Annotated in this window: 29 protein-coding genes; 21 read left to right on the forward strand and 8 right to left on the reverse strand. The window is 36.8% G+C overall.

Annotated features, from left to right (window positions below; all coding sequences use genetic code 11):
• Positions 1-165 precede the first annotated feature (165 nt).
• The 3 genes from A5819_RS16060 (at position 166) to A5819_RS16070 (ending at position 2,446) form a co-directional block, all read left to right on the forward strand.
• Positions 166-735 carry a DUF1836 domain-containing protein gene (locus A5819_RS16060; protein WP_086281611.1) on the forward strand — a complete coding sequence of 190 codons (570 nt, stop codon included), beginning with the start codon at positions 166-168 and terminating at the stop codon, positions 733-735.
• Entirely contained in the window at positions 728-1,585 is an 858-nt protein-coding gene (locus tag A5819_RS16065) for a DegV family protein (protein ID WP_086281610.1), read from the forward strand. Before A5819_RS16060 ends, A5819_RS16065 begins: the two co-directional genes overlap by 8 nt.
• Before the next feature lie 195 nt (positions 1,586-1,780).
• Positions 1,781-2,446 carry an MIP/aquaporin family protein gene (locus A5819_RS16070; protein WP_086281609.1) on the forward strand — a complete coding sequence of 222 codons (666 nt, stop codon included), beginning with the start codon at positions 1,781-1,783 and terminating at the stop codon, positions 2,444-2,446.
• A gap of 59 nt (positions 2,447-2,505) precedes the next feature.
• On the opposite strand, the gene A5819_RS16075 is transcribed toward A5819_RS16070, so the two are convergent.
• Entirely contained in the window at positions 2,506-3,273 is a 768-nt protein-coding gene (locus A5819_RS16075) for an SDR family oxidoreductase (RefSeq protein ID WP_086281608.1), read from the reverse strand.
• A 98-nt stretch (positions 3,274-3,371) separates the two neighbouring features.
• On the opposite strand from A5819_RS16075, the gene A5819_RS16080 reads away from it, so the two are divergent.
• Positions 3,372-3,737 (forward strand): MerR family transcriptional regulator, encoded by a 366-nt coding sequence (locus tag A5819_RS16080; protein WP_086281606.1) that lies wholly within the window; start codon positions 3,372-3,374, stop codon positions 3,735-3,737.
• A 49-nt stretch (positions 3,738-3,786) separates the two neighbouring features.
• On the opposite strand, the gene A5819_RS16085 is transcribed toward A5819_RS16080, so the two are convergent.
• Positions 3,787-4,746: a S66 peptidase family protein gene (locus A5819_RS16085; RefSeq protein ID WP_086281604.1), complete on the reverse strand. Its 960-nt coding sequence runs from the start codon at positions 4,744-4,746 to the stop codon at positions 3,787-3,789.
• 185 nt (positions 4,747-4,931) lie between these two features.
• Here A5819_RS16085 and yycF point away from each other — a divergent pair, with 185 nt between their 5' ends.
• The 7 genes from yycF to A5819_RS16120 all read left to right on the forward strand — a co-directional run bounded on the left by yycF (position 4,932) and on the right by A5819_RS16120 (position 12,707).
• Positions 4,932-5,636 (forward strand): response regulator YycF, encoded by a 705-nt coding sequence (yycF, locus tag A5819_RS16090; protein ID WP_086281602.1) that lies wholly within the window; start codon positions 4,932-4,934, stop codon positions 5,634-5,636.
• Positions 5,637-5,642: 6 nt separating this feature from the next.
• Positions 5,643-7,472, forward strand: a complete 1,830-nt coding sequence (gene walK, locus A5819_RS16095) for a cell wall metabolism sensor histidine kinase WalK (protein ID WP_086281600.1) — start codon at positions 5,643-5,645, stop codon at positions 7,470-7,472.
• Positions 7,469-8,776 (forward strand): YycH family regulatory protein, encoded by a 1,308-nt coding sequence (locus tag A5819_RS16100; protein ID WP_086281599.1) that lies wholly within the window; start codon positions 7,469-7,471, stop codon positions 8,774-8,776. Before walK ends, A5819_RS16100 begins: the two co-directional genes overlap by 4 nt.
• Positions 8,776-9,657, forward strand: coding sequence for a two-component system regulatory protein YycI (locus A5819_RS16105; RefSeq protein ID WP_086281598.1), 882 nt, complete (start codon positions 8,776-8,778; stop codon positions 9,655-9,657). The genes A5819_RS16100 and A5819_RS16105 overlap by 1 nt, the downstream gene beginning before the upstream one ends.
• Positions 9,658-9,710: 53 nt before the next feature.
• Positions 9,711-10,517 carry an MBL fold metallo-hydrolase gene (locus A5819_RS16110; protein ID WP_086281596.1) on the forward strand — a complete coding sequence of 269 codons (807 nt, stop codon included), beginning with the start codon at positions 9,711-9,713 and terminating at the stop codon, positions 10,515-10,517.
• A gap of 431 nt (positions 10,518-10,948) precedes the next feature.
• Positions 10,949-11,851: a permease gene (locus A5819_RS16115; protein ID WP_086281594.1), complete on the forward strand. Its 903-nt coding sequence runs from the start codon at positions 10,949-10,951 to the stop codon at positions 11,849-11,851.
• Positions 11,852-11,864: 13 nt separating this feature from the next.
• A complete protein-coding gene (locus A5819_RS16120; RefSeq protein ID WP_086281592.1) occupies positions 11,865-12,707 on the forward strand; it encodes a TIGR03943 family protein in 843 nt (280 codons plus the stop codon).
• A gap of 161 nt (positions 12,708-12,868) precedes the next feature.
• Here A5819_RS16120 and A5819_RS16125 read toward each other — a convergent pair whose 3' ends face one another.
• The 3 genes from A5819_RS16125 to A5819_RS16135 form a co-directional block, all read right to left on the reverse strand.
• Positions 12,869-13,300: a GNAT family N-acetyltransferase gene (locus tag A5819_RS16125; RefSeq protein ID WP_086281590.1), complete on the reverse strand. Its 432-nt coding sequence runs from the start codon at positions 13,298-13,300 to the stop codon at positions 12,869-12,871.
• Between the two features lie 81 nt (positions 13,301-13,381).
• Entirely contained in the window at positions 13,382-13,858 is a 477-nt protein-coding gene (locus A5819_RS16130) for a threonine/serine exporter family protein (RefSeq protein WP_086281588.1), read from the reverse strand.
• A 56-nt stretch (positions 13,859-13,914) separates the two neighbouring features.
• A complete protein-coding gene (locus A5819_RS16135) occupies positions 13,915-14,667 on the reverse strand; it encodes a threonine/serine exporter family protein (protein WP_086281585.1) in 753 nt (250 codons plus the stop codon).
• A 215-nt stretch (positions 14,668-14,882) separates the two neighbouring features.
• Between A5819_RS16135 and A5819_RS16140 the strand changes: the two genes are divergently transcribed.
• From A5819_RS16140 to argF, 6 genes are all read left to right on the forward strand, one after another.
• The gene (locus A5819_RS16140) at positions 14,883-15,581 is read left to right on the forward strand and encodes a DUF554 domain-containing protein (RefSeq protein ID WP_086281583.1); all 699 of its coding nucleotides are present in this window, start codon (positions 14,883-14,885) and stop codon (positions 15,579-15,581) included.
• 79 nt (positions 15,582-15,660) lie between these two features.
• Positions 15,661-16,050: a GyrI-like domain-containing protein gene (locus A5819_RS16145; RefSeq protein WP_086281581.1), complete on the forward strand. Its 390-nt coding sequence runs from the start codon at positions 15,661-15,663 to the stop codon at positions 16,048-16,050.
• 179 nt (positions 16,051-16,229) lie between these two features.
• On the forward strand, positions 16,230-17,261 hold the full coding sequence (argC, locus tag A5819_RS16150) for an N-acetyl-gamma-glutamyl-phosphate reductase (RefSeq protein WP_086281579.1): 1,032 nt from the start codon (positions 16,230-16,232) through the stop codon (positions 17,259-17,261).
• Positions 17,262-17,313: 52 nt separating this feature from the next.
• Positions 17,314-18,066: an acetylglutamate kinase gene (argB, locus tag A5819_RS16155; RefSeq protein ID WP_086281576.1), complete on the forward strand. Its 753-nt coding sequence runs from the start codon at positions 17,314-17,316 to the stop codon at positions 18,064-18,066.
• Positions 18,063-19,214 (forward strand): acetylornithine transaminase, encoded by a 1,152-nt coding sequence (locus A5819_RS16160; protein WP_086281574.1) that lies wholly within the window; start codon positions 18,063-18,065, stop codon positions 19,212-19,214. The genes argB and A5819_RS16160 overlap by 4 nt, the downstream gene beginning before the upstream one ends.
• Positions 19,215-19,243: 29 nt before the next feature.
• Complete coding sequence (argF, locus tag A5819_RS16165; protein WP_086281572.1) at positions 19,244-20,179, forward strand: ornithine carbamoyltransferase; 936 nt, start codon at positions 19,244-19,246, stop codon at positions 20,177-20,179.
• Positions 20,180-20,215: 36 nt separating this feature from the next.
• Here the strand turns inward: argF and A5819_RS16170 are convergent, their stop codons facing one another.
• Positions 20,216-20,836, reverse strand: coding sequence for a class I SAM-dependent methyltransferase (locus A5819_RS16170; RefSeq protein ID WP_086281570.1), 621 nt, complete (start codon positions 20,834-20,836; stop codon positions 20,216-20,218).
• Between the two features lie 255 nt (positions 20,837-21,091).
• Between A5819_RS16170 and A5819_RS16175 the strand changes: the two genes are divergently transcribed.
• The 4 genes from A5819_RS16175 (at position 21,092) to A5819_RS16190 (ending at position 23,295) form a co-directional block, all read left to right on the forward strand.
• Complete coding sequence (locus A5819_RS16175; RefSeq protein ID WP_010760982.1) at positions 21,092-21,361, forward strand: IreB family regulatory phosphoprotein; 270 nt, start codon at positions 21,092-21,094, stop codon at positions 21,359-21,361.
• Positions 21,358-21,786 (forward strand): Holliday junction resolvase RuvX, encoded by a 429-nt coding sequence (gene ruvX / locus A5819_RS16180; RefSeq protein ID WP_086281568.1) that lies wholly within the window; start codon positions 21,358-21,360, stop codon positions 21,784-21,786. The genes A5819_RS16175 and ruvX overlap by 4 nt, the downstream gene beginning before the upstream one ends.
• A gap of 45 nt (positions 21,787-21,831) precedes the next feature.
• Positions 21,832-22,140: a DUF1292 domain-containing protein gene (locus A5819_RS16185; RefSeq protein ID WP_010760984.1), complete on the forward strand. Its 309-nt coding sequence runs from the start codon at positions 21,832-21,834 to the stop codon at positions 22,138-22,140.
• A 369-nt stretch (positions 22,141-22,509) separates the two neighbouring features.
• The gene (locus A5819_RS16190; protein ID WP_086281565.1) at positions 22,510-23,295 is read left to right on the forward strand and encodes a hypothetical protein; all 786 of its coding nucleotides are present in this window, start codon (positions 22,510-22,512) and stop codon (positions 23,293-23,295) included.
• Between the two features lie 73 nt (positions 23,296-23,368).
• Here the strand turns inward: A5819_RS16190 and A5819_RS16195 are convergent, their stop codons facing one another.
• Positions 23,369-24,550, reverse strand: coding sequence for an FtsW/RodA/SpoVE family cell cycle protein (locus A5819_RS16195; protein WP_086281563.1), 1,182 nt, complete (start codon positions 24,548-24,550; stop codon positions 23,369-23,371).
• Positions 24,547-25,728 (reverse strand): FtsW/RodA/SpoVE family cell cycle protein, encoded by a 1,182-nt coding sequence (locus tag A5819_RS16200; RefSeq protein ID WP_086281561.1) that lies wholly within the window; start codon positions 25,726-25,728, stop codon positions 24,547-24,549. The genes A5819_RS16195 and A5819_RS16200 overlap by 4 nt, the downstream gene beginning before the upstream one ends.
• Between the last annotated feature and the right edge of the window lie 97 nt (positions 25,729-25,825).

Consider the following 25,825-nt stretch of genomic DNA (forward strand, 5'->3'; position numbering starts at 1 on the left):
GAATGGCACTTGTGATCCAGCTAGATGTTTGTAATTCGGATGTGAGACAAAAGTGATTGATCCTTTTGTCTCACATTTTTTAATTTTTTATCTAGTTTTGATAACTAGATTGAATGTTTTTGAAAAAAATGTTAAACTGTTTTAGTAAGTAGAAGGAGGGGTCTTGTGAATGAAATAAAATCCTCTTTACGAGTTTGGGGAGAAGAGTTAGTAGACGTCCACTTGCCAAGATGGCATGAACTACCTGAATTAGAACTATATATGGATCAAGTCATCACACTTGTAGAGCGATACTTATCTCCAGTTATTTTAAAAGAAAAACATACATTGTTGACTTCGTCAATGGTCAATAATTATGTCAAGCTGGGCTTGATTCCAGCGCCTAATAAAAAACGTTATAATCAAAAACACTTAGCATTTTTAATTGCAATCACGTTATTAAAACAAGTACTGACAATCCCAGAAATCAAGCAGGGCATCCTTTATCAAGGCGCAGCTGTTGGAATCCGAGAAGCGTATAATTTATTTTGTGAAGAACAAGAAGCAGCGATTGCTGTTGTGGTTGCACAAGCTTTAGGGAATGAATCTGTGGCAGCATTTGATCAGCCGATACCTGTAGAATTTTTGATTGTAAAAGGTGCAACATTGTCATTTGCAACGAAGTTATTCACTGAAAAGGTAATTGAGTTAGCTCAAAAAAACTTAAAAGAAGATGAGGAACAATCGAATGAATAAAGAAAAAATTGCTCTATTAGTAGACTCAGGAACAGATGTACCACAAGAATTAGTGGAACAATATGGCATGTATATGATTCCGTTACAAATTATCTATAAAGATCGTATTTATACGGATAAGGTAGATATTACACCAGAAGAAGTATACGAACGTTTACCGATTGAAATTCCAAGCACTTCTTTACCAGATGGCGAAACGATTACTAAGATTTTTGAAAAAATTAAAGCAGATGGTTATGAAAAGTTACTGGCTGTTACGATTTCTAGTGGATTGAGTGGAACATTTAACGTGGTACGTTTGATTGCAGAAGATTTTGAGGGGTTAGATACCTTTGTTTTAGATACAAAAAATATTGGGATCGGTAGTGGCCTCCAGGCAATCGAAGCAGCAAAATTGATTGAAGCAGGTCATTCATGGGATGAGCTTAAAACGAAATTAACAAATGACGTAAAAAAAGCCAAAGTCTTTTTTAATGTAGCAACATTAGAATATTTACAAAAAGGTGGACGAATTGGATTAGTGGCTTCAATTTTAGGAAATGCGTTAAAACTAAATCCAATCATCTCGTGTAATAGTGACGGTGTCTATCACACTGTAGCGAAAGCGCGTGGTAGAAAGAAGAGTCTAGATAAAACCTTTGAATTAATCAAGGCGTTTATTGGAGAGCACCAGAAGTTTGTATTGGCGGTAGCGCAAGGACAAGCTGTAGAAGAAGCGGAAGCTTTTTATGAAAAGTTGAAAGCAAACTTCCCTCAGGCAGAAAAAATTTATTTTGGAACGATTAGTCCTGCCTTAGTCGTTCATACTGGACCAGGACTATTAGGAATCGGTATCCAGCTTTTAGATTAAAAAATCAATACCAACAAAGGAGCGTTTAATAAATGCTTTTTGTTGGTAGTTTTTTTATTTACCTCTTATCATTATGTTCATCAATCAAATTGAAATATTACTCATTAAACTTTCTCTCAATTTTAGGTGAAATTATCACGAAAATTTTCATGAATGTGATAATCTTTTTAGAATAAAGTGAAGGGAGGGAAATCTATGAAAAAAGCAATTGCAGAATGTCTTGGAACATTTATCTTAGTTTTCTTTGGTACAGCAACCGCAGTTTTAGGTGGCGGGATTGAGGGAATCGGTACGACGGGGATTGCTTTAGCTTTCGGTTTGACGATCATTGCAGCAGCTTACAGCATTGGTACAATTTCAGGTGCGCATTTGAACCCAGCAGTTTCATTAGGAATGTGGGTCAATAAACGAATTTCAACAATGGACTTACTTTATTATATCGTGGGACAAATCGTTGGTGGTTTGATCGCGTCATTTGCTTTGTTAACAATTTTAAACGCTTCTGGCAAAGAGACAACAAACTTAGGCCAAAATGCTTTTGGTGACTTAAGTGCTTTTGGTGCTTTAACGGTAGAAATTATTTTAACCTTTATTTTTGTTTTAGTTATCATGACTGTAACGAGTGCTAAAAAAGGCAATGCGAAACTTGCAGGCATTGTCATTGGTTTGACGTTAACAATGATTCACTTAGTTGGTATTCCACTAACTGGTACATCTGTTAACCCAGCCAGAAGTTTAGCACCAGCGATTTTTGTTGGCGGTGAAGCATTATCTCAAGTTTGGGTATTTATTGTAGCTCCGCTAATTGGTGGTCTACTTGCAGCTTTAGTCGGCAAATACTTACTTGATACTGAAGACTAAAAGTAGTCTAAAAACACTTGCCTGATAAAAAAATTGTCAGGTAAGTGTTTTTTTAGCTTTTACATATTTTTCATGCCTGTTTGGTAATGATCGAATAAAGGATCAGATAAAGTGAAGGTAAAGGTATCTCTATCAACATGACCAACTACTTTGGGACTAAGATAAAGTTCAATCAGAAAATGAGCCATCTCTTTTGCGGTATGGAAGGTTGAAAAAGCTTCAGTGTAGTCATAAGACTGCGAACCATTTGCTATTTGTGCGAATTCAGTTTCTGTCGCTGCTGGTGCTAAGACTTTCGCTTTCAAAAGAGCGTCTTTTGCTTGTAACTCTAAAGCAAGTCCTTCGGTAAAAGCACTGACATAAAATTTAGTTGCGCAATAAGTGACAGCATTCGGAACATTTTTATACCCGCCAGCAGATGAAAGATTAATCAATTGGGTATTTTCTACATTTTCGTAGTCTGTAACATATAGCGTAGAAAGTAACGTCAATGCTTCAACGTTCAGCTGTAACATTTGGCCTACTTTATCTAAATCTTGCTTTGCTACGGTATGATAATAACCTAAGCCGGCATTATTAATCCAAGTCTCGATAGCATACTTTTTTAAATCAGCATATAAGGTCAGAACAGATTCTCTTTGTGATAAATCTGCTACTTTGACTATGACCTCTAAATCAGGAAATTCTGATACAATTGCTTGTTTTAATTGATCAAGCCGCTCTTTTCTTCGAGCAATCAAAATCAAATTCTTGCCTAGTTTGCTAAACGCTTTTGCCGCTTCCAAACCTATTCCAGAACTAGCTCCTGTGATCACTGTATACTTCATAAATTTTTCCTCCTAATAATTTATTTTGGTGGTACAATCAAAGTATAAGGATTAGAGTAGGCTCTATAGCAAGCATAAACTAAATAAGGAGTGAAAAAATGTATACAATCAGTGAATTTTCAAAAAAAATTGGCATAAGTGAATATACATTACGGTATTATGAAAAGGAAGGGCTGATCGAACCATCTAGAGATCAGCATAATTATCGGATGTATGGTGATCAAGATATTGAGTGGGCAAGTTTTGTGATAAAATTAAAAAATACAGGCATTGAGTTAAGAGAAATCAAAAAATACACTGAGTTAAGAAAAATCGGTGATTCAACGATTTCTGAGCGAAAAGAATTACTATTAAACCATCGAGTAAAAATTCTAGCTGAATTTGAAAAAACAAAAAGTCACCTACAATTATTAGATGATAAACTTGCCTTATATGATCAAATGGAAAAAGAGTATACTAAATAACCCCAATGTGCACAACACGTCTAGTGAAAGCATCATTGGGGCTTTTTATTTAAAAAAAGGTGATTTTTTGCTGTTTAGTATCAACTGTAGCGTTATCTCCAATTGGAATTGTAAAAATCGGTTGTGTATGACCAAAATTCATATCGTAAATTACAGGTATTTCTCGTAATAGCGGATACTTTGCCAAAATGGTCAAAAGACGTTCTTCCGTCATTTCAGTTTCTTGAGGAAAACGACCAATGAGTAGCGCTTGCGGATGTTTGACAACTTGAAGTAAAGCGGCTAAACCACGAGCAAAATCATGATAGTCATCTTCCTCAGCACTTTCGATAAATAAAATTGAACGTTCAAGTTCAGGCAAGAAGCGTGTTCCAAAAAGTAATTGGAACGTACCAAGATTACCACCATAGCAAGTCCCAGTGACAGGCTTTGAGTGACTATAAATTTTCCATTCATTGGCATGTAAGACCCGTTGTGGTTCAGCTAGATACCATTCGTCTTGACTCCAGGTTTTAGAAGCAGATACTTCAAAGGCATCTTCTGTCGCCGTTGCCTGTAAAAAAGCTAACGTCTGATAAGGCTGAAGTTCCTCCATTTGAAAACTGGAAAAATGAGGGCCTACATAAGTCAACAGCTTGGTTTTAGTAGTAATCGCATTACATAAGGCTGTGATGTCGCTATACCCACAAAAAACTTTTGGATGACGTTTGATTAATTCAAAATCCAAATACGGCAGTAATTCATTACTATTGAATCCGCCGATCGCTGTAAGTATTCCTTTGACGTTATCATCTGAAAATGCTTCATGGAGGTCTTTTACCCGACTCATGATCGAAGATGAACCAAGAGAGTCTCGTTCGGTTGTGTGTTCAGAAAAGGTTACCGTAAAGCCCAAGGCATTTAATTTTTCAGTGGCTGCTTGAATACCAAAGTCAGTTAAATGTGAAAAACTGCTAGATGGAGCAATGACTCGAATCTCATCGCCAGCTTGTAATCGTGGTGGTTTCATTTTATCGCTTCCTTTAAACATCTTATACTCAATTATAGTCAGAAACTCAGTGTTTTTGCAAGATATAGATGAGAAAGAGCAAGGTCTCTTTATATCAAAGATGAAACAGTGGACAAAATAAGGTATAATGGGAGAGAATATGATTAACGAATCTAATGATGAAAGAAAAAAGAGGTGTCTCTTATATGAAAAAAATATTAGTTGTAGATGATGAAAAGCCGATTTCAGAAATAGTGAAATACAATCTTACAAAAGAAGGATACGAAGTTTTTACAGCGTATGATGGTGAAGAAGCTGTTGAGAAGGTTAAGGAAGTGGAACCAGATTTAATCATTCTTGATTTGATGCTACCGAAAATGGACGGTTTGGAAGTTGCTAGAGAAGTGCGTAAGACCTATGATATGCCCATTATTATGGTGACTGCTAAAGATTCTGAAATCGATAAAGTGTTAGGATTAGAGCTAGGTGCGGATGACTACGTAACAAAACCATTTTCAAATCGTGAACTAGTAGCCCGTGTGAAAGCTAACTTACGTCGTGGCGCATCTAGTGCTAAAGAAGCAGAATCAACGACACAATCAGAATTAACGATTGGCGATTTAACGATCCATCCAGATGCTTATATGGTCTCAAAACGTGGTGGTAAAATTGAACTGACACATCGTGAGTTTGAATTACTTTATTATTTAGCGAAACATATCGGACAAGTGATGACCCGAGAACATTTACTGCAAACTGTTTGGGGCTATGATTATTTTGGAGACGTTCGTACCGTAGATGTGACTGTTCGTCGTTTGAGAGAAAAGATCGAAGACAGCCCAAGCCACCCAACTTACTTAGTAACACGTCGTGGGGTTGGGTATTATCTACGAAACCCTGAACAGGAGTAATGATATATGAAGAAAAAAGTTCACTTTTTTCAATCGGTAAACTTTAAGATTGCGCTATCGTTTATTTTACTGTTATTGATTGCGATTCAAATTATCGGTGGTTATTTTATTCGAGAGTTAGAGTCAACAACAATCAGAGACTATAAGAAGAATGTTGACTCTCAAGTGACCCAATTAACAAGTACTTTGAGTGCTAAGTTAGGTGAAAAAGATCGTGATCGAACAGAAATCGATGCGAATCTGAAAAAAATATTGAGTGATTTTTCTGCCTCTGATACGATTGAAGCTCGTGTTGTTGATGACAAAGGAATCGTCAGAGCAACCAGTGATCTGAATCAGCAAGGAATCGTTGGAAAGAAAAATGATTACCGTGACTTGAATGATTTCAGTGCAAAAAAATATTCAGCAATGGATAATGATAAACGTGTATACATCAATGTTCAGCCTATCCAATCCCCGACTGGCGATACAGTCCTCGGGGTTCTTTATGTTAAAAGTAATACCGAAGGAAAATATAAGGAAATCACAGATACTGCCCGAATCTTTTTTACAGCTTCAGTTATTGCGGGTGCAATTTCAATCATTGTTACACTATTGATTGCACGATCAATCACTCAACCAATCGGTGAAATGAGGGAGCAAGCTTTGCGGATTGCTAAGGGTGACTATACGGGGAAAGTCAAAGTCTATGGAAAAGATGAATTGGGACAATTGGCTGAAACCTTCAATCAACTTTCCGAGCGAATCGAAGAAGCACAAGAAACGATGGAAGCAGAGCGGAATCGTTTAGATAGTGTGTTAGCCCATATGACGGATGGGGTTATCGCAACAGATAGACGAGGAAAAGTCATTACGATCAATGAAATGGCACTTTCTTTACTAAATGTAAAAGACGAAGATGTTATTGGTTCTTCTTTGCTAGAACTATTAGATATAGAAACAGACTACACTTTGCGAAAATTATTGGAAGAGCCAGAAGAGATCTTGATCGACCGCTCGTTATCTTCAATGGAAGAAGATCAAATGATTATTCGAGTAGATTTTGCGATGATCCGTAGAGAGTCTGGTTTTATTACTGGATTGGTTTGTGTGCTACATGATGTAACAGAACAAGAGAAAAACGAACGTGAACGCCGAGAGTTTGTGTCTAATGTTTCTCATGAACTAAGGACACCGTTGACAAGTATGCGCAGCTATATTGAAGCATTGAGTGAAGGGGCATGGGAAAATCCTGAGATTGCGCCTAATTTCTTAAAAGTGACATTGGAAGAAACGGACCGAATGATCCGAATGATCAATGATCTACTGAATTTATCACGAATGGATTCTGGCAATGGTGAGTTGCAGTTAGAGTATGTGAATTTCAATGAGCTGATCAATTTTGTTTTGGACCGTTTTGATATGATGGTGGAAGCAAATGAGAAAAATTACACGATTCATCGTGAATTTACCAAACGTGACCTATGGGTTGAACTAGATACAGACAAAATAATCCAAGTTTTGGATAATATCTTAAATAATGCTATCAAATATTCGCCAGATGGAGGCGCAATTACGTGTCGCTTACTTGAAACCCATAACAATGTTGTGTTTAGCGTAACGGATCAAGGACTAGGTATCCCAAAAAAAGATGTCCATAAAGTCTTTGAACGTTTTTATCGTGTGGATAAAGCGCGTGCCAGAGAACAGGGTGGAACAGGTCTTGGTCTGGCTATTTCAAGAGAAGTAGTCAAAGCACATAATGGTGCGATTTGGGTTGAAAGTCAGGAAGGTCAAGGATCTACCTTTTATATATCCTTACCTTATGAACCTTATGAGGAGGATTGGTGGGAATGAAAATAGCAGAAAAAATTGTGAGGATCGGTTTAATTTTTTTAGTATTGCTCAGTTTGTATTTTTCATTCACCATTTGGGTCAGCTCTTCGAAAAAAGAAGCACCAGATAAAAATGACTCACAAGTTGCTACAACCGTAATCAATGAACGAATAGATACTGATGTATTTTTACCCTTACGTTTGGTTCGTATGCAAAATGGAAAATCAGAAATGAATAATAGTGAAAATTTAATTACCAACATTCAAAATGAAATCAAACATAGTTCTTTTGGAAAGCTAACCCAAACGGTCAGTGGGGATTCAGATCAATTTGAAAGTTATTTATCAATGGATCAGGGCTTTGAACTGCTTTATGAAGGAGCTTTTTTGTTAAACGAATATATTTCGGTCTATAATTTAGACCTTAAATTGACGGATATCGGAGTGGATGAAATTTACTTTACTTGCATTCAAGTGGACTTAACTCAAAATAAGATTCGCTTCCTAGATTTTAATCGTAAAGACGTTTATGAAGCACCGATCACTATTAATAGTGAGAAGGTTCAAAATTTGATGAATAAAGTCGGGGTACAATATAACCCAATTTCAGAACAGCAAGTAGTTTCTGGCAAACATTATTATTTGTCAGAAGACTTAAAGATGAAAAAATACAGTTATATTTTGGCTTCCCAACCTGTTACTAAGTTTCGCAATGCTTTTTTCTCTAATGCTGAAGATATCCAGACAAATGAAGATAGTCAAGACTTATCTTATACAAGCGGCAGTGAACGTTTGACAGCAGATGAAAAACTCGGCACGATTCATTTTAACGGAGATATCGAAGCCCGAACGGCGCAGGATAATATTTATTCTGACAGTTTCAAGTATATCAAAAAACTTGGAACAAATATGGGGAATATTCGTTATTTTGATCGGACTAATGCTGAGATCAGTTATCGAACATTTGTAGAAGGTTTTCCAGTTTTCAGTGAAAATGACAAAGGACAGGTTCGCATTACGATCGGTAACGATCAAGCAGAAAAATCAAGTGTCGTTATCGAAACAAGTGTGGATACGATCCAAGTGCCGATTCCTTCAGAAGAAGAAGTGGATTTAAAGGGTACTGAAAATTTATTAGAACAACTAACTGTCAACGGCGCCGATCAGTCAAAAATCAGTTCGATGGTGATTGGATATACTTGGCATAAAATCGAAGAAGTAACCCAAGTGGTTGATCTGACTCCAGAATGGTATATTCGCTACGAAGATAAGTGGTATCCAGAACGAGAATTACTGGAATATCTAGCGAAGTTGGAGGTGGAATAATGGACTTCAAACGAATCGAATGGATTTTTTTCTTAGCTTTCTTGGGGTTGAACATGTTTCTTTTTGGTATCTATCAAGAAGGGTTAAAGGAAGAAAACAATGTTTCTTTCTCTGATCAAACGGATAGCATCGAAAAGCGACTTGGTAAAGATGGTATTACCTATAAAGGTACACTTTCAGGAGAGAAAAAGGAAGGCTATTATCTAAGTGGAGAACAAACCAATTTCTACGATGAAATTCAAAAAGAACGTGATACAAGAGATCGTAATTTTTTTAAAAACGGGATCGAACTGTTGGATAATTCATTGACTGTTTATCCTCAGATGAATTATGCTCAGACGAGTTACTTTATTGATGAAAAAAATGTCGAAAAATCATTAGAAGCGTTTTTGAATGATAAGGACAGTGTTTTATTTGGAAACCAGTATCGCTATTTGTCTGATTTCTCTAATTTAGATGGAGAATTCCCAGAGATAGTTGTTTCTCAAAGTTATAAGAATATTCCATTTAAAGATGACACTGCTCAGATTTCATTAAAATTAGAAAAATCAGATGAATCGGACAACATCCACAAAATTTACAAATATACTCAAACCCATATTCAAGGGATCGAGGAATTACGTGATAAGACTGATTTATCCTCTGAACGTGATGCTATTGAAACGCTGTATATCAATAACAAGATTCCAAGTAATGCTAAGATCACGTTTATGAAGTTAGCTTACACGAGAATTTATAAAATTCGTGAGAAAAATGTTTATGTACCAGTCTGGTTCATCGGAATCAAAGCTAGCGGTAGTAATTTGCAGATCGAACAAGTAAATGCTATGAGCAATACGATCATCACGAATAATATAGTCCCAAAGGTGGAAAATCAGTAAGGATGGTTGTATAATAGGTAGCTGTAGACTAATGAAGGGAAGCGAATAGAAAAATGAGTCAAGAAAAAGCATTTAACATCAGCATTCTTGCCAGCGGCAGTACCGGTAATTCCCTTTTTATTGAAACAGAGAATAAGAAGCTACTTATAGATGCAGGACTAAGTGGGAAAAAAATCACTTCCTTATTGGCAGAAGTGGATCGTAAACCAGAAGACTTAGATGCTATTTTAGTGACGCATGAGCATCGGGATCATATTCATGGTGTTGGTGTACTGGCTAGAAAATATAAATTAGATGTTTATGCAAATGAAAAAACATGGGCAGCCATGGATCCATTAATCGGTAATGTGGCACTTGAGCAAAAACATATCTTTGATATGGGGAAAGTAGTAACATTTGGCGACATGGATATTGAAAGTTTTGGTGTTTCTCATGATGCAGCTGCGCCACAGTTTTATCGTTTCTATAAAGATAATCGTTCATTTGTAATGTTGACGGATACGGGTTACTGTAGTGATCATATTCGTGGGACGATCAAAGATGCTGATGCTTATTTGATCGAAAGCAATCATGAATTAGAAATCTTACGGATGGGTCCTTATCCTTGGAGTTTAAAACAACGAATACTTGGTGATAAAGGTCATTTATCAAATGATGATGGCGCCTTAACAATGGCTGAAGTGATCGGAGACCGAACGAAACGAATTTATTTAGGCCATTTAAGTAAAGAAAACAATACGAAAGAACATGCTAGAATGGCAATGGAGTCGATTTTAGCTGAAAAGGGTCTAGGTGTGAATTTTGATTTTAATGTTTATGATACTGATCCTGAGTCAGCTTCAGAAATGTTTGCAATCTGATACACGGTAGGGAAGACAAAATCGCTTTTTGATTTTGTTTTCCCTTTTCTATTATTTAGTAAAGTTATTATAGATGTTTTAATAAACTCGATCTTGGCTTGTTTTTTTTAAATGGCTGCAGTATAGTTAACTATATTTTTGAATGTGAAAAATCCATTATGAAAGATGCAGTGGTGGCTGTTTTTCAGGCAAGGCTGGACGAGCTCGCTTCGCTTTTGCTTTGAAACACAGTGAATAAAATGAACTGATGTTGAAAAGTACAAGGTGAAACGAAGTGGAACGTTGTTACCATATATTATCTAGCTACGCGAGCTAGCCTTTCGGAAAAAAGATAAAAATAGAATGTGACAAAAAGCGTCACAGTCAATTTTTCCTATTTTTCTGTCAAGGCTGGACGAGCTTGCTTCGCTTTTAAATTTAGGAGGAATTTGATGTTTCAGTTTTTACCTCATTCAGTTTTACAAATGGGTACTATTTTTTTGTCGATCGTGATCGAAGCTTTACCGTTTGTGATGTTAGGTTGTGTCATATCGGGCGCTTTATATGTATTTTTAACGCCAGACAGAGTTAAAAAGTTATTACCTAAAAATAAATTTTTATCGATCATTGTTGGGAGTCTACTAGGGTTCTTTTTTCCTTCTTGTGAGTGTGGTATTGTACCAATCGTTCATCAGTTTGTGAAAAAAGATGTGCCGACTTATACAGCTTTTGCGTTTATGATCACAGCACCGATCATTAATCCAATTGTGCTTTTTTCAACCTATATCGCCTTTGGGAATTCCTTTAAATTTGTGATTTGGCGGGTTCTTGGTAGTATGCTGGTAGCATTAGTTGTTGGTGTTTGGTTGGCTTATATCAATAAGGAACCGATTCTACAACAAACAGAAATTGCGGCTTGTAGGATAGAAGAAACAGAGCATCATCATGAAACAGAAGGTTTTTGGCATAAGTGTTGGTCGGTGTTGACACACGGAATAGATGAATTTTTTGATACAGGGCGTTATTTGATTTTTGGTTCTCTGTTAGCGGCAGCTATGCAGACTTATTTACCAACCGGTGCGATTTTACAGTTAGGCCATACGAAGCTTTTAGCGATTCTGGTTATGCTTGTGTTAGCAGCTACGTTGTCATTGTGTTCAGAAGCAGATGCGTTTATTGGTTCTTCTCTATTAAGTTTATTTGGAAATGGTCCAGTTGTCGGGTTCTTGGTTTTTGGTCCAATGGTGGATATCAAAAATCTGTTGATGATGAAACGCTATTTTAAAACGTCGTTTATGTTAAAATTTGTTGGGATCGTAACAGTCTTAGTCAGTCTGTATGCACTAGCGATTTGAGGAGGGAAGCAAGATGATCAGATTTTTGATTTTAGTGGGTTATACTACATTAATGATGTATCTACAAGTTTCAGGTAGATTGAATCAATATATAAACGTCCATTATCGTTATTTAGCTATTTTATCGATGGTGCTTTCTTTTGTGCTCGCAATCGTGCAGCTGATTTTATGGAATAAAGAAGCGGATCAAAAGCCGCATGAGCATCACCACCATGATGAACACGATCATGGTTTAAATAAACCTTATCAACGTGGGATTGCCTATATATTACTGGTGTTACCTTTAATAGTCGGATTTTTATTTCCAACAGTTAGCTTGGATACGTCGATTGTTGAAGCAAAAGGCTTTAATTTCCCCTTGAGTAAAGAATCGGTCGGTGATCCAGATGTTGAGACACAATATTTAAAACCAGATACGAGCATTTATTTTGATAAAACAGATTATGATAAGCAAATGAAACAAGCGCTAACGAGGTATATTAAAGACGATCATGTCACTGTAACTGAAGAAAATTATTTAGAAGTGATGGAACTGATCTATAATTATCCAAGTGAATTTATTGGAAAAACAATTAGCTATAAAGGATTTGCATTTAACTCGACGAAAAAAGAGCAGTCTGATGTATTTGTGTTCCGATTTGGAATCATTCATTGCGTTGCAGATTCTGGAGTGTTTGGGTTACTGACTCATATGCCAGAAGGCCAGACCTTTAAAAATAATGACTGGGTAGAATTGACTGGAACCATTCATTCTGGGTACTATGCCCCCTTTAAACGAGACATTCCTGTTGTAGATGTTACAAAAGTCAAACAAGTTGAAAAACCAAAAAATCAATATGTTTATCGATCATTTTAAGGTTGATCCAGAAACGTTTAGGACAGAAAAATAAGCCAGCATTCATGAAAATTGTTTTACCAATTTTTGTGAATGTTGGCTTATTGTTGCTTCTGCTTTTACCGTTTATTCGAGATCAGCGCGTTTAACAAAAAGAGAACTGACTTTTGTTGCAAACTTATCTATTTTTCCCAAATAAGCTGGTATTCTAGCTCACCTGTCGTATCATCTAGTTGTTCGTTCACCAATTGAAAGTCGTGCTTTAGATAAAAATTATAGGCCGGTTGATTTTTAGCATAGACTGAAAGGGTTAGCGTACTATGAGCATTTTTAGACTCATTCAAAAGCTTTTGGCCAATGCCTTGATTACGATAGTCATGTTGTACAAAAATGCCGGCAATATAGGTTTCACTGATCCCTACAAAACCTGTGATTTTATCCTTATCACGATGGACGTAGAGCTCGGCTAAAGGTAATGCTTCTTTTACCTCAGCAAAATGGTCTTGCCAATAAGCACTTGGGATAAAAGGGTGGGCCTCCTGATTTGCTGCTAGCCAAATCGTTAAAATTTCTTCCAATTCATTCGTAGTTAAATTCTCTATTTTTGTGATCATTCTTCTTATCCTTTCTGTTTTATCATAACGAAAGAACAATTAACGCACTCATCAAGCCACCTCCTGCTTTATTATCGAATGTTATTTTTCTTCTTTTTTTCTAATTAAACCTACGAGCTCTCGTTTTTCTCTAAAGTTTCTGATATTATGATTCAAAACCTCAGATAATACTAACCCTAATGCAATTGCCCCAGCGATCATAACCGCTTGTACCGCAGAATAAGCAGCTGTTTCGTAGTTGCCAATAACTAAATTGCGGACGGCCTGATAAGCAAGACCACCAGGCACTAAAGGAACCATTCCGGGAATATTGAAAATCGTAACAGGTAGCTTGAGGAGCCGTGAACAGACAAAACTAACAGCCGCCACACTCAATGCTCCGAGTAAGGAACCTAAAGCGGCAGTAGCGCCTAATTGAACAGAAAACCAATAGAACATCCAACCCGATGCTCCTGATAAACCACAAGCAATCAGCGAGCGTCTGGGAACATTTGTAATAATGGCATAGGCTGCTGATGCTAAAAAACTAAATGAAAACTGAACCAGTAAATGAATCATATCAAAACCTCCGAATTCTTATAAAATAAGAGGGACTATTTCCGTAAATTAAGTTTCTAGTAAAATAATTGAAAGACAAAGGCAATCGCGAATCCGATCATAGAGGCTGTCATCATGGCTTCAGTTCCTCTGGAAACACCGGAAAGATAATGACCTGCTAAAAGATCTCGCAAGGCATTGGTCATTTGAACCCCTGGGACAAGGGGCATAACACAGCCGATAATAATCATATCTTGATTAACACCTAATCCACTTTGGCTGCTTAAAAGAGCCGCACAGCCAATAAAAAAGGCTGCTAAAAACTCTGAAAGAAATTTGATCCTTAAGACTTTTAAGCTGAAGTAATAAAGACTATAGCCTAATCCTCCGATCAAACAAGTTAAAAACAAATCAGCCCAAACGCCGCCAAACAAAATCATAATTGTTCCACTGACTACAGCTGCACTGACGAATCTCATCCATAAAGGGAAAAATTTTCGTTCTTGCTCTAAGGTTTTTAGTTTTTCTAAAAGTTCATCTAGTGTGAAAACGCCTGTTACATATTCTCTTGATAGTTGGTTGATTGTAGAGACTTTTTCTAGATTGATCGAGCGATTTAAAATTTGAACCATCCGAATTGTAGAAGTGCCGTCTAATCCTACGAAAAGCCCAGTTTGAGTAACGTAGCTGACTAAGCGATAATCACCTGACGCTAATGCAATACGACTCATAGTATCTTCAACCCGATACATTTCCGCATCGCTTTCCAGCATGATTTTTCCTGCCAGTAAGCAAGTTTCTAAGACTTTTTCTGTATCTATTGTCGCCATTTATTTTCCTCACTTTTAAGTTCTATCTTATCTAAACTTAGTATAGTTGATTGTGACTAGAAAAAACAGCATGGAACAGTAAAAAGATCCATATTTATCAATCATTCTGCACAAATGATCGACTGTCTATCCGTAATAAAATTTATTATCACTTTAAGCTTACTTATCGTATAATAGAAAAAAGTATGAAAAATTAGGATGATGGGGATGAATAAATGATTTTATTGGGGTCTTTGATCAATGGGTTAGCGATTGTATTTGGGAGTTTATTAGGAGCTATTTTACGAAATATCTCAGAGAAAATGAAAGATACTGTAACGAAAGGAATCGGTCTAGGTGTATTAGTTTTAGGTATTCAGATGGCCTTTAAAACATCTTCATTTATCGTGATTTTGATTAGTTTGTGTATAGGTGCAATGGTAGGAGAAGCGTTAGGTATCGAAAATAAGATGAATGAGTTTGGGTTGAAACTGGAAAAACGTTTTGCCAAACCAGGAAGTAATTTTGCTGATGGATTTGTGACTGCTTCGTTGATCTTTTTAATTGGTTCGATGGGAATTATTGGTGCAATTGAAAGTGGTGTAGCAAATAATCATCAAACGCTTTTTACAAAAGCTGTGATGGATGGTTTTATGTCGATCATGCTGACAGCTACATTAGGCGTAGGGGTTCTTTTTTCTGCGGTCCCTGTTTTTTTGTATCAAGGAATTATCGCCTTATTTGCAAGTGTTATGATGCGTTATATTCCAAAAGAACTGCTAGATTTATTGATGGGAGAAATTAGTGCGATTGGTGGGTTAATGATTGTGGGCATTAGCTTGAATATTATGGAAATCACCAAAATTAGAGTCTCCAATTATTTACCAGGACTGCTCATTTTGATTGGGATCATTACGTTACAGTTTTATTTTTAAAAATGGATAAAAATGATGACAGACAGTTGTCATCTTTCTTGTGTTATGCTCATTTTATAAATTAGATGGAGTGATAAAAATGACCGTTCAATTAACTGAAAAAACAATTAAAGGCAACAAAATCCGCACAAATAATCACCGTTTAGATGAAATCATTGCGTTGTGGAACAAGGTACCTGCGATGCATTTAGTTGGAGATTTTTATGCAGTTTATTCAAACTATGAAAGTAATTTTAAAGGTGATTATGATTTGTTAGTTGGAAGTGAGCAAGCTGAATTTCCAGAGACGACTATCATTCAAGCTGGAACTTATGTTGAAATCCCAGTAGAGGTTGCAAGTCCAGAAGGTGTAGGAAGGGCTTGGCAGAAAATTTGGGAAGATGAAGCCTTAGAAAAGCAGCGGACCTACAAAAGTGATGCTGAACATTATAAAGCAGATGGGACGATCGTGATTTACCTTTCTGTATAAATAGAAAAATCAGGATGACGAATTTCACGTTATTCCTGATTTTTTTATTTTCACAAATGTATATTTATTTATTTTGGTTGAATAAATTAATAAAAAACCATTGACTTGTATAATCAGAAAACTTATAATATGAAAAACAGTACCCCTTAAAAAAACTAAAAGGAAAAGAAGTGAAGTAAATGAAGGTCTCAATTATTGGTGTAACAGGTTATAGCGGGTTAGAGCTATTGCGCTATCTTAGACAGCATCCAGCTGTCGAGGTTATTTCTATCCATAGTCATTCGATGAATAAAAAATCATTAGAGGCTATTAATCCACATTTGAAACAACTTATTTCTTTACCTTTAGAAGAAATCAATCCGGAAAAAATCATGAATAAAAGTGATTTAGTCTTTTTTGCAACCCCATCAGGTATTTCCAAGGAATTGGCTCTACCGTTTATTAAGGCAGATTTTCCAGTGATCGATTTATCAGGTGATTTTCGTTTGAAAGAACTGGATGCCTATGAGACTTGGTATGGTTCATCTGCGGCACCGCTAGATCTGCTGCAAAAATTTGATTATGGTTTGGCAGAATATCGAGAGAACCCTCAAGCAAAATGGATCGCTAACCCAGGCTGTTATGCGACTGCAGCAGAATTATCTTTAGCGCCTTTATTGAAAGAAAATAAACTTGATGTAGATTCGATCGTGATCGATGGAAAATCAGGCGTTTCAGGTGCGGGTAAAGGATTATCGCAAATAACTCATTTTTCTGAAGCCCACGACAATATGACAATATACAAAATGAATAGCCACCAACATATTCCTGAAATTGTTCAGCAATTAAAGAAATGGGCTCCCACACTTGAAGTAATCCAGTTCTCAACATCCTTGATTCCAGTGACGCGAGGAATATTTTTAACCACGTATGCCAAATTGAACGAACCGATTTCTGACGAGGAATTAGTTGATTTGTATGGCACGCATTTTGAAAATAGCCCTTTTGTACGAATCCAAGCAGTTGGCCAATATCCAGTTCTAAGACAAGTGATCGGCTCAAATTATTGTGATATTGGTCTTGCCTATAATCCGCAAACCAAGATGGTCACGATTGTAACGGTGATTGATAATTTAGGAAAAGGGGCAGCCGGACAAGCCATTCAGAATTTAAATATTTTTGCAGGGTTTGATGAACGTTGCGGCTTAGATCTTTTGCCGATTTATCCATAAAAAGGTTGATTTTAACTAGTATGCACGAGTAAAAAAAGAGGGAGCGACAAGCATGAAGAAGGTCATTGTTATAAAAATGGGTGGAGTAGCCAGTGATAACTTAACAAAATCATTTTTTGAACAGGTCGAACATTGGCAAAAAACAGGAAGAAAAATAGTGATCGTCCATGGTGGCGGACATTATATTTCTGAGATGATGCAGCGTTTGAATGTGCCGGTGATGATCCAAGATGGGTTACGGATCACAACGGAAGAAACGCTAAAGATTACGCAAATGGTTTTGATTGGTCAAGTTCAGCCGATGATCACAACACACTTTCAACAAGAAGGATTTTCTGTAGTTGGTTTAAATGCTTCTTGCGGTCAAATCATTACCGGAACATTTCTAGATAAAAATACATTAGGAGCGGTTGGGGAGGTCACACAAGTAGATACTGAATTGTTAGAACATTTACTTGAGACAAAACATATTCCGATCATTGCTCCTTTAGGTTTAACAGAAACAGGAGAATGGCTAAATATCAATGCTGATCATGTCGCCTGTAAAGTAGCCGAAGAGTTACAGGCAGAAAAATTGTACTTATTAACAGATGTACCCGGTGTGAAAAAAGAAAATCACTGGTTAAAGGAAATTACCACAAGTGACGTCCCAAAATTAAAAACAGCCAATATTATCAAAGGCGGGATGTTGCCAAAATTAGAAAGTGCGGTCACAGCTATCAAAGGCGGCGTAAAGGAAGTTCATATCACAAACCAACTTCAACATGCGGGGACCATTATCAAGTCAAAGGAGGTTTTTGCATGAGTTACTTATTTCCAAATTATCAAAGAAAAGAGCTAGAGCTGATCAAAGGAGCTCAAAATACACTGACTGATCGCTCTGGGAAAAAGTATCTTGATTTTACTAGTGGTATTGGTGTGATGAATTTGGGGTATAATGATCCTGAGTTGAATCAAGTCTTGCAAAATCAAGCTAGTCTTTTATGGCATACGCCTAACTTATATGAGAATCAGCTTCAAGAGCAGACCGCTGAACAATTAGCGAACAACAAAGAGTATGTCAGCTACTTTTGTAATAGTGGGGCAGAGGCGAATGAAGCCGCAATCAAACTAGCTCGCAAGGCAACTGGCAGAAGTAAGATCATAACCTTTACAAATTCTTTTCATGGTCGAACATATGGTGCAATGAGTGCAACAGGTCAAGCCAATATTCATGCTGGATTTGAACCATTAGTACCTGATTTTGTTTATTTACCCTTTAACGAGCTTGAGCCTTTAAAAGCAGAAATCAATCAGCAAACAGCAGCTGTTATGTTGGAATTGATTCAAGGCGAAGGGGGCGTCGTACCTGCAAAGGCGTCATGGGTTCAGTCTGTTCAGGCCCTTTGTCATGAGTTTGGCGCTTTATTGATCATTGATGAAATTCAAACTGGAATTGGTCGGACAGGCACTTTATATGCTTATGAGCAGTATCAGATTGAACCAGATATTTTTACTTTAGCCAAAGGACTGGGTAATGGAATCCCTGTCGGTGCAATGCTAGGTAAGACTATCTTAGCAGAATTTTTTGGACCGGGTAGTCACGGTTCCACTTTCGGTGGTAACAAGTTAGCAATGAGTGTGGCAAGCCATGTTGTGACGCGGATTAATCAGCCTGATTTTCTTCAGTCAGTTCAAACAAAAGGAGCACAATTATATTCTGGTTTAACGAAAATCGCCGAAAAAAATCAGCAGATTATAGCGGTGCGTGGGAAAGGTCTAATGTTCGGTATTGAGTTAGTCAATCAAAATACGTTAAAACAAGTATTAGATCAATTAGAATCAGAAGGCTTACTTGCATTAAAAGCAGGTCAAACTGTGTTGCGTCTCCTGCCTCCATTAACGATCACAAAAGAAGAAATCGATCAAGGGTTGAGCATAATCGCTAACGTGTTCAATAACTCAGCTTCATAAATAACTCTATCGAAAAAGGAGAATAGTAAATGATAAATTCATTGTACGGCAAAAGTATTTTAAATTTAACTGAGTTGACTAAAGCAGAATTTTTGTCAATCATCGAACTCGCTGTGGCAATAAAAGCGAAGCCAGAAGCCTACCGAGGTGTGTTAGCAGGGAAGATTTTGGCGATGATCTTTGAAAAAAATAGTACTCGAACGCGGGTTTCTTTTGAATCAGGAATGATTCAACTTGGCGGACAAGCGATTATTCTAGATTCAAAAAGCACGCAAATGGGCCGAGGGGAACCGATCAAAGATACGGCAAATGTTATGTCCAGTTATGTGGATGCGATCATGATTCGCACTTTTTCAGATCAAATGGTTGCCGAACTTGCTGCAGAAGCCTCGGTTCCAGTAATCAATGGCTTGACTGACGATCATCATCCGTGTCAGATCTTAGCAGACTTTCAAACCATTTACGAACAAAAAGGCAAGTTGGCAGGGCTTAAATTAACTTATATAGGGGATGGGAATAATATGGCCCATTCATTTTTAATTGGTGGTAGCTTAGTTGGGATGGATGTGACGATTGCAACACCTAAGGGCTATGAACCCAAGGCAGAATATGTAGCGTTAGCTAAAAAAAATGCCCAGCTAAGCGGTAGTAACATAGAGATTTTAACAGACCCAGAGCAAGCAGCTAAAAATGCTGATGTTTTAGTGACAGATGTTTGGGCAAGCATGGGGGATGAGTCAGAACAAAAAGAGCGTGAAGCGATCTTTAAGTCATTCCAAGTTAATAATCGGTTAGCTGTTCAAGCGAAAAAAGATTACTTATTTCTCCATTGTTTACCTGCTCATAGAGGTGAAGAAGTAGCAGCTGATATCATTGATGGAACCCATTCTGCAATTTATCAAGAAGCCGCAAACCGTTTGCATGCCCAGAAGGCTTTGCTAGTTAAAGTGATGACTAATTTATAAAAGTGAAATGATGCAAAGCGATAGATTCGTTTTGCATCATTTTTTTTTAAAACTAAACATAGTCCATTGATCTGTTGTTTCGTGATTAACAATTGAAAAGCCTAAACTTGACATATAAGCTTGAAAATCGACATTTTTTTTTAACTCTGGTAAAAAGTAACTGATTTTGGCTGTCTCACAAGCAAATACGATCATTCCATCTACTTTAAGAACACGATGGATTTCATGGAGAGCTTGGTCTAAATCATCCCAGTGAAAATGTGTTTGGAATGCGGTGACTAGATCGAACGTTTCGGAGCTAAATGCAAGTTTGTGAACATCCATTGTTTTAAAGTGGATCGCTCCACCCGAGTATTTCTTGATTGCTTGAGAAATTGCAGCTTCAGAAAAATCAATTCCAGTGACAGTTAATGCCTTATTTTGGTTAAGCAGATATGCGCTTGAACGACCATTCCCTACACCGATGTCCAAAATAATCGAATGATCGGCTAACTCCACGCGATTCATTGTCCACTTCACTAAAGGCAGATAAACGGCATTCCAAAGTCGCATCATCAAAATACCTAAAACCCCAGTTGGTTTTTTCGATTGCTTCAATAAAAGTCCAAATAGACAGATTAATAACATGACGATTACAATACTGATATTGAGAAACATGAGAAAACTCCTTTATTTTATCTTTAGCACTTTAAAATAGTATACAATAAAAAAACAGTCGTTAGAAAAGAACCGCGATTATTTTACCTAAAATTACAGTAAAAACACTTTTATTTGCTGAATAATCATCCAATTCTGTTAAAATTAAAGGAAATCTTTAATATATAGCAGAAAATGTTAAGTTTTGTTTGTAGTTTTGCCTTGTTTTTAGTAGAATGAGACTGTATGAATAGAATAAAAGTGAGGTGTAGATAAATGGGTTTTACAGATGAAACTGTACGTTTTGATTTTGATGACAGTCGTAAGAAGGAAGTAAGTGAGACTCTGGCTACTGTATACAAGGCTCTAGAGGAAAAAGGATATAATCCGATCAATCAGATTGTGGGCTATTTGCTTTCTGGAGACCCGGCCTACATTCCTCGTTATCAAGACGCTCGAAATTTGATTCGTCGTCACGAACGAGATGAGATCATGGAAGAGCTGGTTAAATATTACTTATCTGATCACGGAATCACTATTCGATGAGAGTAATGGGACTTGATGTTGGGTCAAAGACTGTAGGAATCGCTGTTAGTGATCCATTTGGCTGGACAGCTCAAGGTGTTGAGATCATTCGGATCAATGAAGAGCAGGAAGAATTCGGCTTCGAACGGTTAGCAGAATTAGTTAAAGAATATGAAGTGACTCGCTTTGTGGTGGGATTACCAAAAAATATGAACAATACGATCGGACCAAGAGCAGAAGCTTCAATGGCTTATGGAAAAAAGATCGAAGAGCTGTTTCAAATCCCTGTTACCTATCAAGATGAGCGTTTAACAACGGTTCAGGCAGAACGTATGTTAGTTGAACAAGCCAATACTTCTCGAGCGAAAAGAAAAAAAGTAATCGATAAAGTAGCTGCTGTCATGATTTTACAAAATTATCTAGATGGCGCTGGCAATAAAATTTAAACGACTTGTTAGAAAACAAGTGTCAGATAAAAGGAGAGCATAACAATGGCAGAAGAGCATAACCACGATCATGACCACGAAGGACATGAGCACATCACGTTAGTTGATGAACAAGGAAACGAAACACTATACGAAATCCTTTTAACAGTTGATGGACAAGAAGAATTCGGTAAAAATTACGTACTTCTTTACCCAGCAGGTGTTCCAGAAGAAGAAGATGTTGAATTACAAGCCTATGCTTACATCGAAAACAACGAAGGAACAGAAGGCGAATTACAACAAATCGAAACAGACGCTGAATGGGATATGATTGAAGAAGTTTTCAATACATTCATGGCGGAAGAAGAAGAATAGAGTTTAATAAAGAGCTGAGTCTGCATCTTGTAGATTCAGCTCTTTTTATTTTACCGACTATTCTAAAAAAGAACTTTCCAGAAGCAATCATAGATAGTTGTCATTACCTTTAATCGTTTTCTCATATTTATATTTTCCCTAGCATATGCTAAACTGAATAAGAAAATATCTAAGTTAGAAAAGCGATTTTGAAAATCTAATTCAAGCAGAAAAGATGCTAATATACATTATCAAGCACTTACTATGTCTTATGGATTAAACGGCTGTACTTTAGCTGAGCGAGCTGAAATTATTTCACTTAAGCAAAGGATTGCAAATAGAAAAAAGGGTCTATGAATTACTTGATATATTAAAAAAAGGGGTTTAGCTATGAAAAAAATGATTATTTTCTCCAGTACATTATTAGTAGTTACACTAATAGGGTGTTCTTTGGATAAAAAGAATACGTCTTCTATGGATTCATCAAATACTGGGATGACTACTTCTGAACAAGAACAAGTACGTACTTCCAAAAGGGAATATGCTTCTCTTGTTGGACTGTGGGAATGTTTAGATGAAGCAGGGAAAGGCGACGAAGTGACGATCAAACAGAATGATGCTGGTATAACGATTCAATATGCTGGCGAGGATGAGACAGTGACAAAATTTACTGAAAAAAAAGTAGAAAAAAATAGCATCTATTTTAGATTTGAAAATAAAAAGGATGAAATGGCCTACATGATCGATTTGAAAACAGACGGAACGATTATTCTTAATCGAGGAACCACTAATCCTGAAATGACAGGGTTAAGTAAGCCAATGGAATACAAAAAAATAAAGAATACTACCGATGAAAAGCCAACAACCAATAAAAGTGAAAGTAATTTTACTTTACAAAAAATAAAAGAACAAGTAGAAAAAACTGGCGACTTCGAATTGTTTAAAAGGGAACCAGGGTTTGAGGATAATGAGTTTAAAGTATTGGCAGTTCAAGAGAATGATGGCTATAGTTTTATTAGCGGACCTGACAATGGGGAACCAGCAGCGGTTGTTCAAGATGAAAGTGGCAATACAATTCGGGAAGACAATCCATCAACTGACCCCAGAGCAACTACCCTTAAAGAGGCAAGAGAATTGATTGAGACATTGAAAAATAAACAAATAAATCAGAAGTAAATGATTGTCCACGTTTGTTTCTATAGATAAAGAGCTGAAATGCTGTATAGCGTTTCAGCTCTTTATATTGTCATCACGGCTCAATTTCATTTTTTTCTTTCTGATAATACATCGAAAGAATCAAACCAATCCCAATAAAATTAGCCAAATAAGCAGTTCCCCCCTGACTAATAAAAGGTAAAGGAATCCCAGTCAGTGGTAGTAAACCAATATTGGAACCGATATTTTCAAGAATATGAAATAAAAAATACATAATAACACCAGTGGTAATATAGGCATAAAATTCACGTTTTGCATGTAATGTACAGATCAACATCTGATAAATCAGATAGAAGAATAATAAAATCAACACACAAGTACCGACGAAACCAAAAGCTTCCCCAATTACAGTGAAAATCATATCTGATTCTCGCACAGGTACATAAATCTGCAAGTTTGTCAGTCCTTTTCCGAACAGCTCACCTGAACCAATAGCGGTCAAACCTCGTGCTTGCTGAAATGAAATAGAATCCGCATATTCAAAAGGATTGAGCCAGGCGTGAATTCGATTAAATTGGTACGGTTTGAAATGTAAGAACGAAAGAATCCGTTGCCCTCTTTCAGTCAACACCAATAAAATACCGCTGACGCCAAGTATTCCTATCAGACCAAAGCCAACACTCAAAATTTTCCAAGAACAGCCGGAAACCAGCACGATGCCGAGAAAAATGGATATAAAAACTAAACTAGTTCCAAAATCTTTTTGATAAAACATCAAAGCCAAAACGGGCAAACTAACCAAAAATAATTCACCCAGTAAGCGAAAATCTTCTTTTAAACTAGAGGAGCTTGCAGGATGTTGTCTTCTTCTTGTCACGATGTAGGCTAACATCAAAATATAGCCAAGCTTCATAAATTCTGATGGTTGAAACGAAACTGGGCCCAATCTGAGCCAACGTTTGGTTCCGGTGGCAGCAGCCATAACTGGGTCATGAAATTTTATAAGCAATCCTGATAAAAACAGCGATAAACCATAAAAAATGGGTGTTAATTTCCATAAATATTTTATGGGGATAATCATCGTAACAAACATTGTCCCGATTCCTAAAATAGTCCATAAAAGCTGCTTTTTCAATAATGGAGCAATAGATTCAACAGTCGGATCAGCATAGAACGCGCCATACTGTGCAACAAAACCAATGAGTATCAAAAGAAAAACGGGTAAGAGGAGGGCGTAGTTTACGGGTTCGTTAGTTTTAGCGATTGTTTTTCTCATACGTTTTCTCCTCGTTGGCGATCCCATTCTCGAATTTCTGAGCCTCGGGCGTTTAACGCAATGCCTAGTGTCGTACTCAGAATCAGCAAGCTAGATCCACCATAACTAATAAAAGGAAAAGTCAGTCCCGTCATTGGAATATAGCCTAAAAGACTACCGACATTTACAGCAACTTGAAGGCAAATCAAGGTGCCACAACCAATATAAAGGTAAGAATAATAAAGATTTTTTGATTTTATAGCTAAAAGGAACAAGCGAGCGGCGATGAAGAAAACTAAAAATAAAATCCCCAAAGAAAAAATTAATCCCAGCTCTTCAATACAAATTGCAAAGATAAAGTCTGTATCTGCTGCGGGCAAATAGCCTTTTTTTTGAATGCTGTTGCCAAGACCACGTCCCCAGAAACCGCCATTATGCATTGCGTAGTAAGCGTTGGATGTTTGAAAACCTTTACCCGTTGGATCGATAAAAGGATTTTGCATGACCTCAAAACGAGTAACTAAATAACTGAATTTTTCAGGCATCCAGTCAGTTGGAATGGAAAGCAAAAGGACGGTTCCCAAGCGTTTTATTACGACAAAACCAAGTAGGGAAAGTGACATAAACAACGGAGAAAGACCGCTTGATAAAAACAAAACTGAAACCAAAATAAAAATCATGGATGCCCCGGCGATATTAGGTTGAAGTGCGACTAGCAACATGAAGAAGCAGCAAATCAATAGTGAACGCTGATGGTTTTTGAATGAAAAGGGAACTAAACGATCATTTTTCGCAAGGTGAGCTGCAACATAAAGAATCAGTATTAGTGGAACTAACTCGGAGGGTTGAAATAATAGCACTCCTAAGTTGATCCAACGTTTAGCGCCGCCAACGCTAGTACCAATCAGTGGTAAGGTCACTAACGTTAAGAAGGTCAATACAAGTAAAAGGCTGATAATACTTGGCTTGCGAAAGACATTTAAATTGATTCGATAAACAAATGCCATACAAATTAAACTAAAAAGAAAGTAAGTTGTTTGTTTGATGGCTTTGCTAGCTGTTCCAAGATTGCTGTCTAATAAGTGATAAGAGCTAGAACTGTAAACCATTAAAATCCCGATAATACAAAGAATAAAGTATGGGGTTAGGATGTAAAAGTCTAAATAATGTAATTTGGATAAACGTTTTGGTTGATTCATTTTTTATTCCTCGCTAATCATTTTATTGATCATCAAATAAAGTGTGCATTAGGAATCGACTTAGATGTCGTTAAAAAAGTTTTTTCTGCTGTAAACA

It is taken from the genome of Enterococcus sp. 7E2_DIV0204, assembly GCF_002140855.1.
GTDB lineage: Bacteria > Bacillota > Bacilli > Lactobacillales > Enterococcaceae > Enterococcus_L > Enterococcus_L lemimoniae.

Bases quoted from the DNA above. Each gene is read 5' to 3' on its own strand.
- A5819_RS16080 (WP_086281606.1), top strand. From the start codon at position 3,372: ATGTATACAATCAGTGAATTTTCAAAAAAAATTGGCATAAGTGAATAT.
- A5819_RS16065 (WP_086281610.1), top strand. From the start codon at position 728: ATGAATAAAGAAAAAATTGCTCTATTAGTAGACTCAGGAACAGATGTA.
- argC (WP_086281579.1), top strand. From the start codon at position 16,230: ATGAAGGTCTCAATTATTGGTGTAACAGGTTATAGCGGGTTAGAGCTA.
- yycF (WP_086281602.1), top strand. From the start codon at position 4,932: ATGAAAAAAATATTAGTTGTAGATGATGAAAAGCCGATTTCAGAAATA.
- A5819_RS16130 (WP_086281588.1), bottom strand. From the start codon at position 13,858: ATGATTCATTTACTGGTTCAGTTTTCATTTAGTTTTTTAGCATCAGCA.
- A5819_RS16200 (WP_086281561.1), bottom strand. From the start codon at position 25,728: ATGAATCAACCAAAACGTTTATCCAAATTACATTATTTAGACTTTTAC.
- A5819_RS16115 (WP_086281594.1), top strand. From the start codon at position 10,949: ATGTTTCAGTTTTTACCTCATTCAGTTTTACAAATGGGTACTATTTTT.
- A5819_RS16195 (WP_086281563.1), bottom strand. From the start codon at position 24,550: ATGAGAAAAACAATCGCTAAAACTAACGAACCCGTAAACTACGCCCTC.
- A5819_RS16120 (WP_086281592.1), top strand. From the start codon at position 11,865: ATGATCAGATTTTTGATTTTAGTGGGTTATACTACATTAATGATGTAT.
- ruvX (WP_086281568.1), top strand. From the start codon at position 21,358: ATGAGAGTAATGGGACTTGATGTTGGGTCAAAGACTGTAGGAATCGCT.
- A5819_RS16075 (WP_086281608.1), bottom strand. From the start codon at position 3,273: ATGAAGTATACAGTGATCACAGGAGCTAGTTCTGGAATAGGTTTGGAA.
- A5819_RS16185 (WP_010760984.1), top strand. From the start codon at position 21,832: ATGGCAGAAGAGCATAACCACGATCATGACCACGAAGGACATGAGCAC.
- A5819_RS16110 (WP_086281596.1), top strand. From the start codon at position 9,711: ATGAGTCAAGAAAAAGCATTTAACATCAGCATTCTTGCCAGCGGCAGT.
- argB (WP_086281576.1), top strand. From the start codon at position 17,314: ATGAAGAAGGTCATTGTTATAAAAATGGGTGGAGTAGCCAGTGATAAC.
- A5819_RS16125 (WP_086281590.1), bottom strand. From the start codon at position 13,300: ATGATCACAAAAATAGAGAATTTAACTACGAATGAATTGGAAGAAATT.
- A5819_RS16175 (WP_010760982.1), top strand. From the start codon at position 21,092: ATGGGTTTTACAGATGAAACTGTACGTTTTGATTTTGATGACAGTCGT.
- A5819_RS16135 (WP_086281585.1), bottom strand. From the start codon at position 14,667: ATGGCGACAATAGATACAGAAAAAGTCTTAGAAACTTGCTTACTGGCA.
- A5819_RS16140 (WP_086281583.1), top strand. From the start codon at position 14,883: ATGATTTTATTGGGGTCTTTGATCAATGGGTTAGCGATTGTATTTGGG.
- A5819_RS16070 (WP_086281609.1), top strand. From the start codon at position 1,781: ATGAAAAAAGCAATTGCAGAATGTCTTGGAACATTTATCTTAGTTTTC.
- A5819_RS16145 (WP_086281581.1), top strand. From the start codon at position 15,661: ATGACCGTTCAATTAACTGAAAAAACAATTAAAGGCAACAAAATCCGC.
- A5819_RS16170 (WP_086281570.1), bottom strand. From the start codon at position 20,836: ATGTTTCTCAATATCAGTATTGTAATCGTCATGTTATTAATCTGTCTA.
- walK (WP_086281600.1), top strand. From the start codon at position 5,643: ATGAAGAAAAAAGTTCACTTTTTTCAATCGGTAAACTTTAAGATTGCG.
- A5819_RS16105 (WP_086281598.1), top strand. From the start codon at position 8,776: ATGGACTTCAAACGAATCGAATGGATTTTTTTCTTAGCTTTCTTGGGG.
- A5819_RS16190 (WP_086281565.1), top strand. From the start codon at position 22,510: ATGAAAAAAATGATTATTTTCTCCAGTACATTATTAGTAGTTACACTA.
- argF (WP_086281572.1), top strand. From the start codon at position 19,244: ATGATAAATTCATTGTACGGCAAAAGTATTTTAAATTTAACTGAGTTG.
- A5819_RS16100 (WP_086281599.1), top strand. From the start codon at position 7,469: ATGAAAATAGCAGAAAAAATTGTGAGGATCGGTTTAATTTTTTTAGTA.
- A5819_RS16085 (WP_086281604.1), bottom strand. From the start codon at position 4,746: ATGAAACCACCACGATTACAAGCTGGCGATGAGATTCGAGTCATTGCT.
- A5819_RS16160 (WP_086281574.1), top strand. From the start codon at position 18,063: ATGAGTTACTTATTTCCAAATTATCAAAGAAAAGAGCTAGAGCTGATC.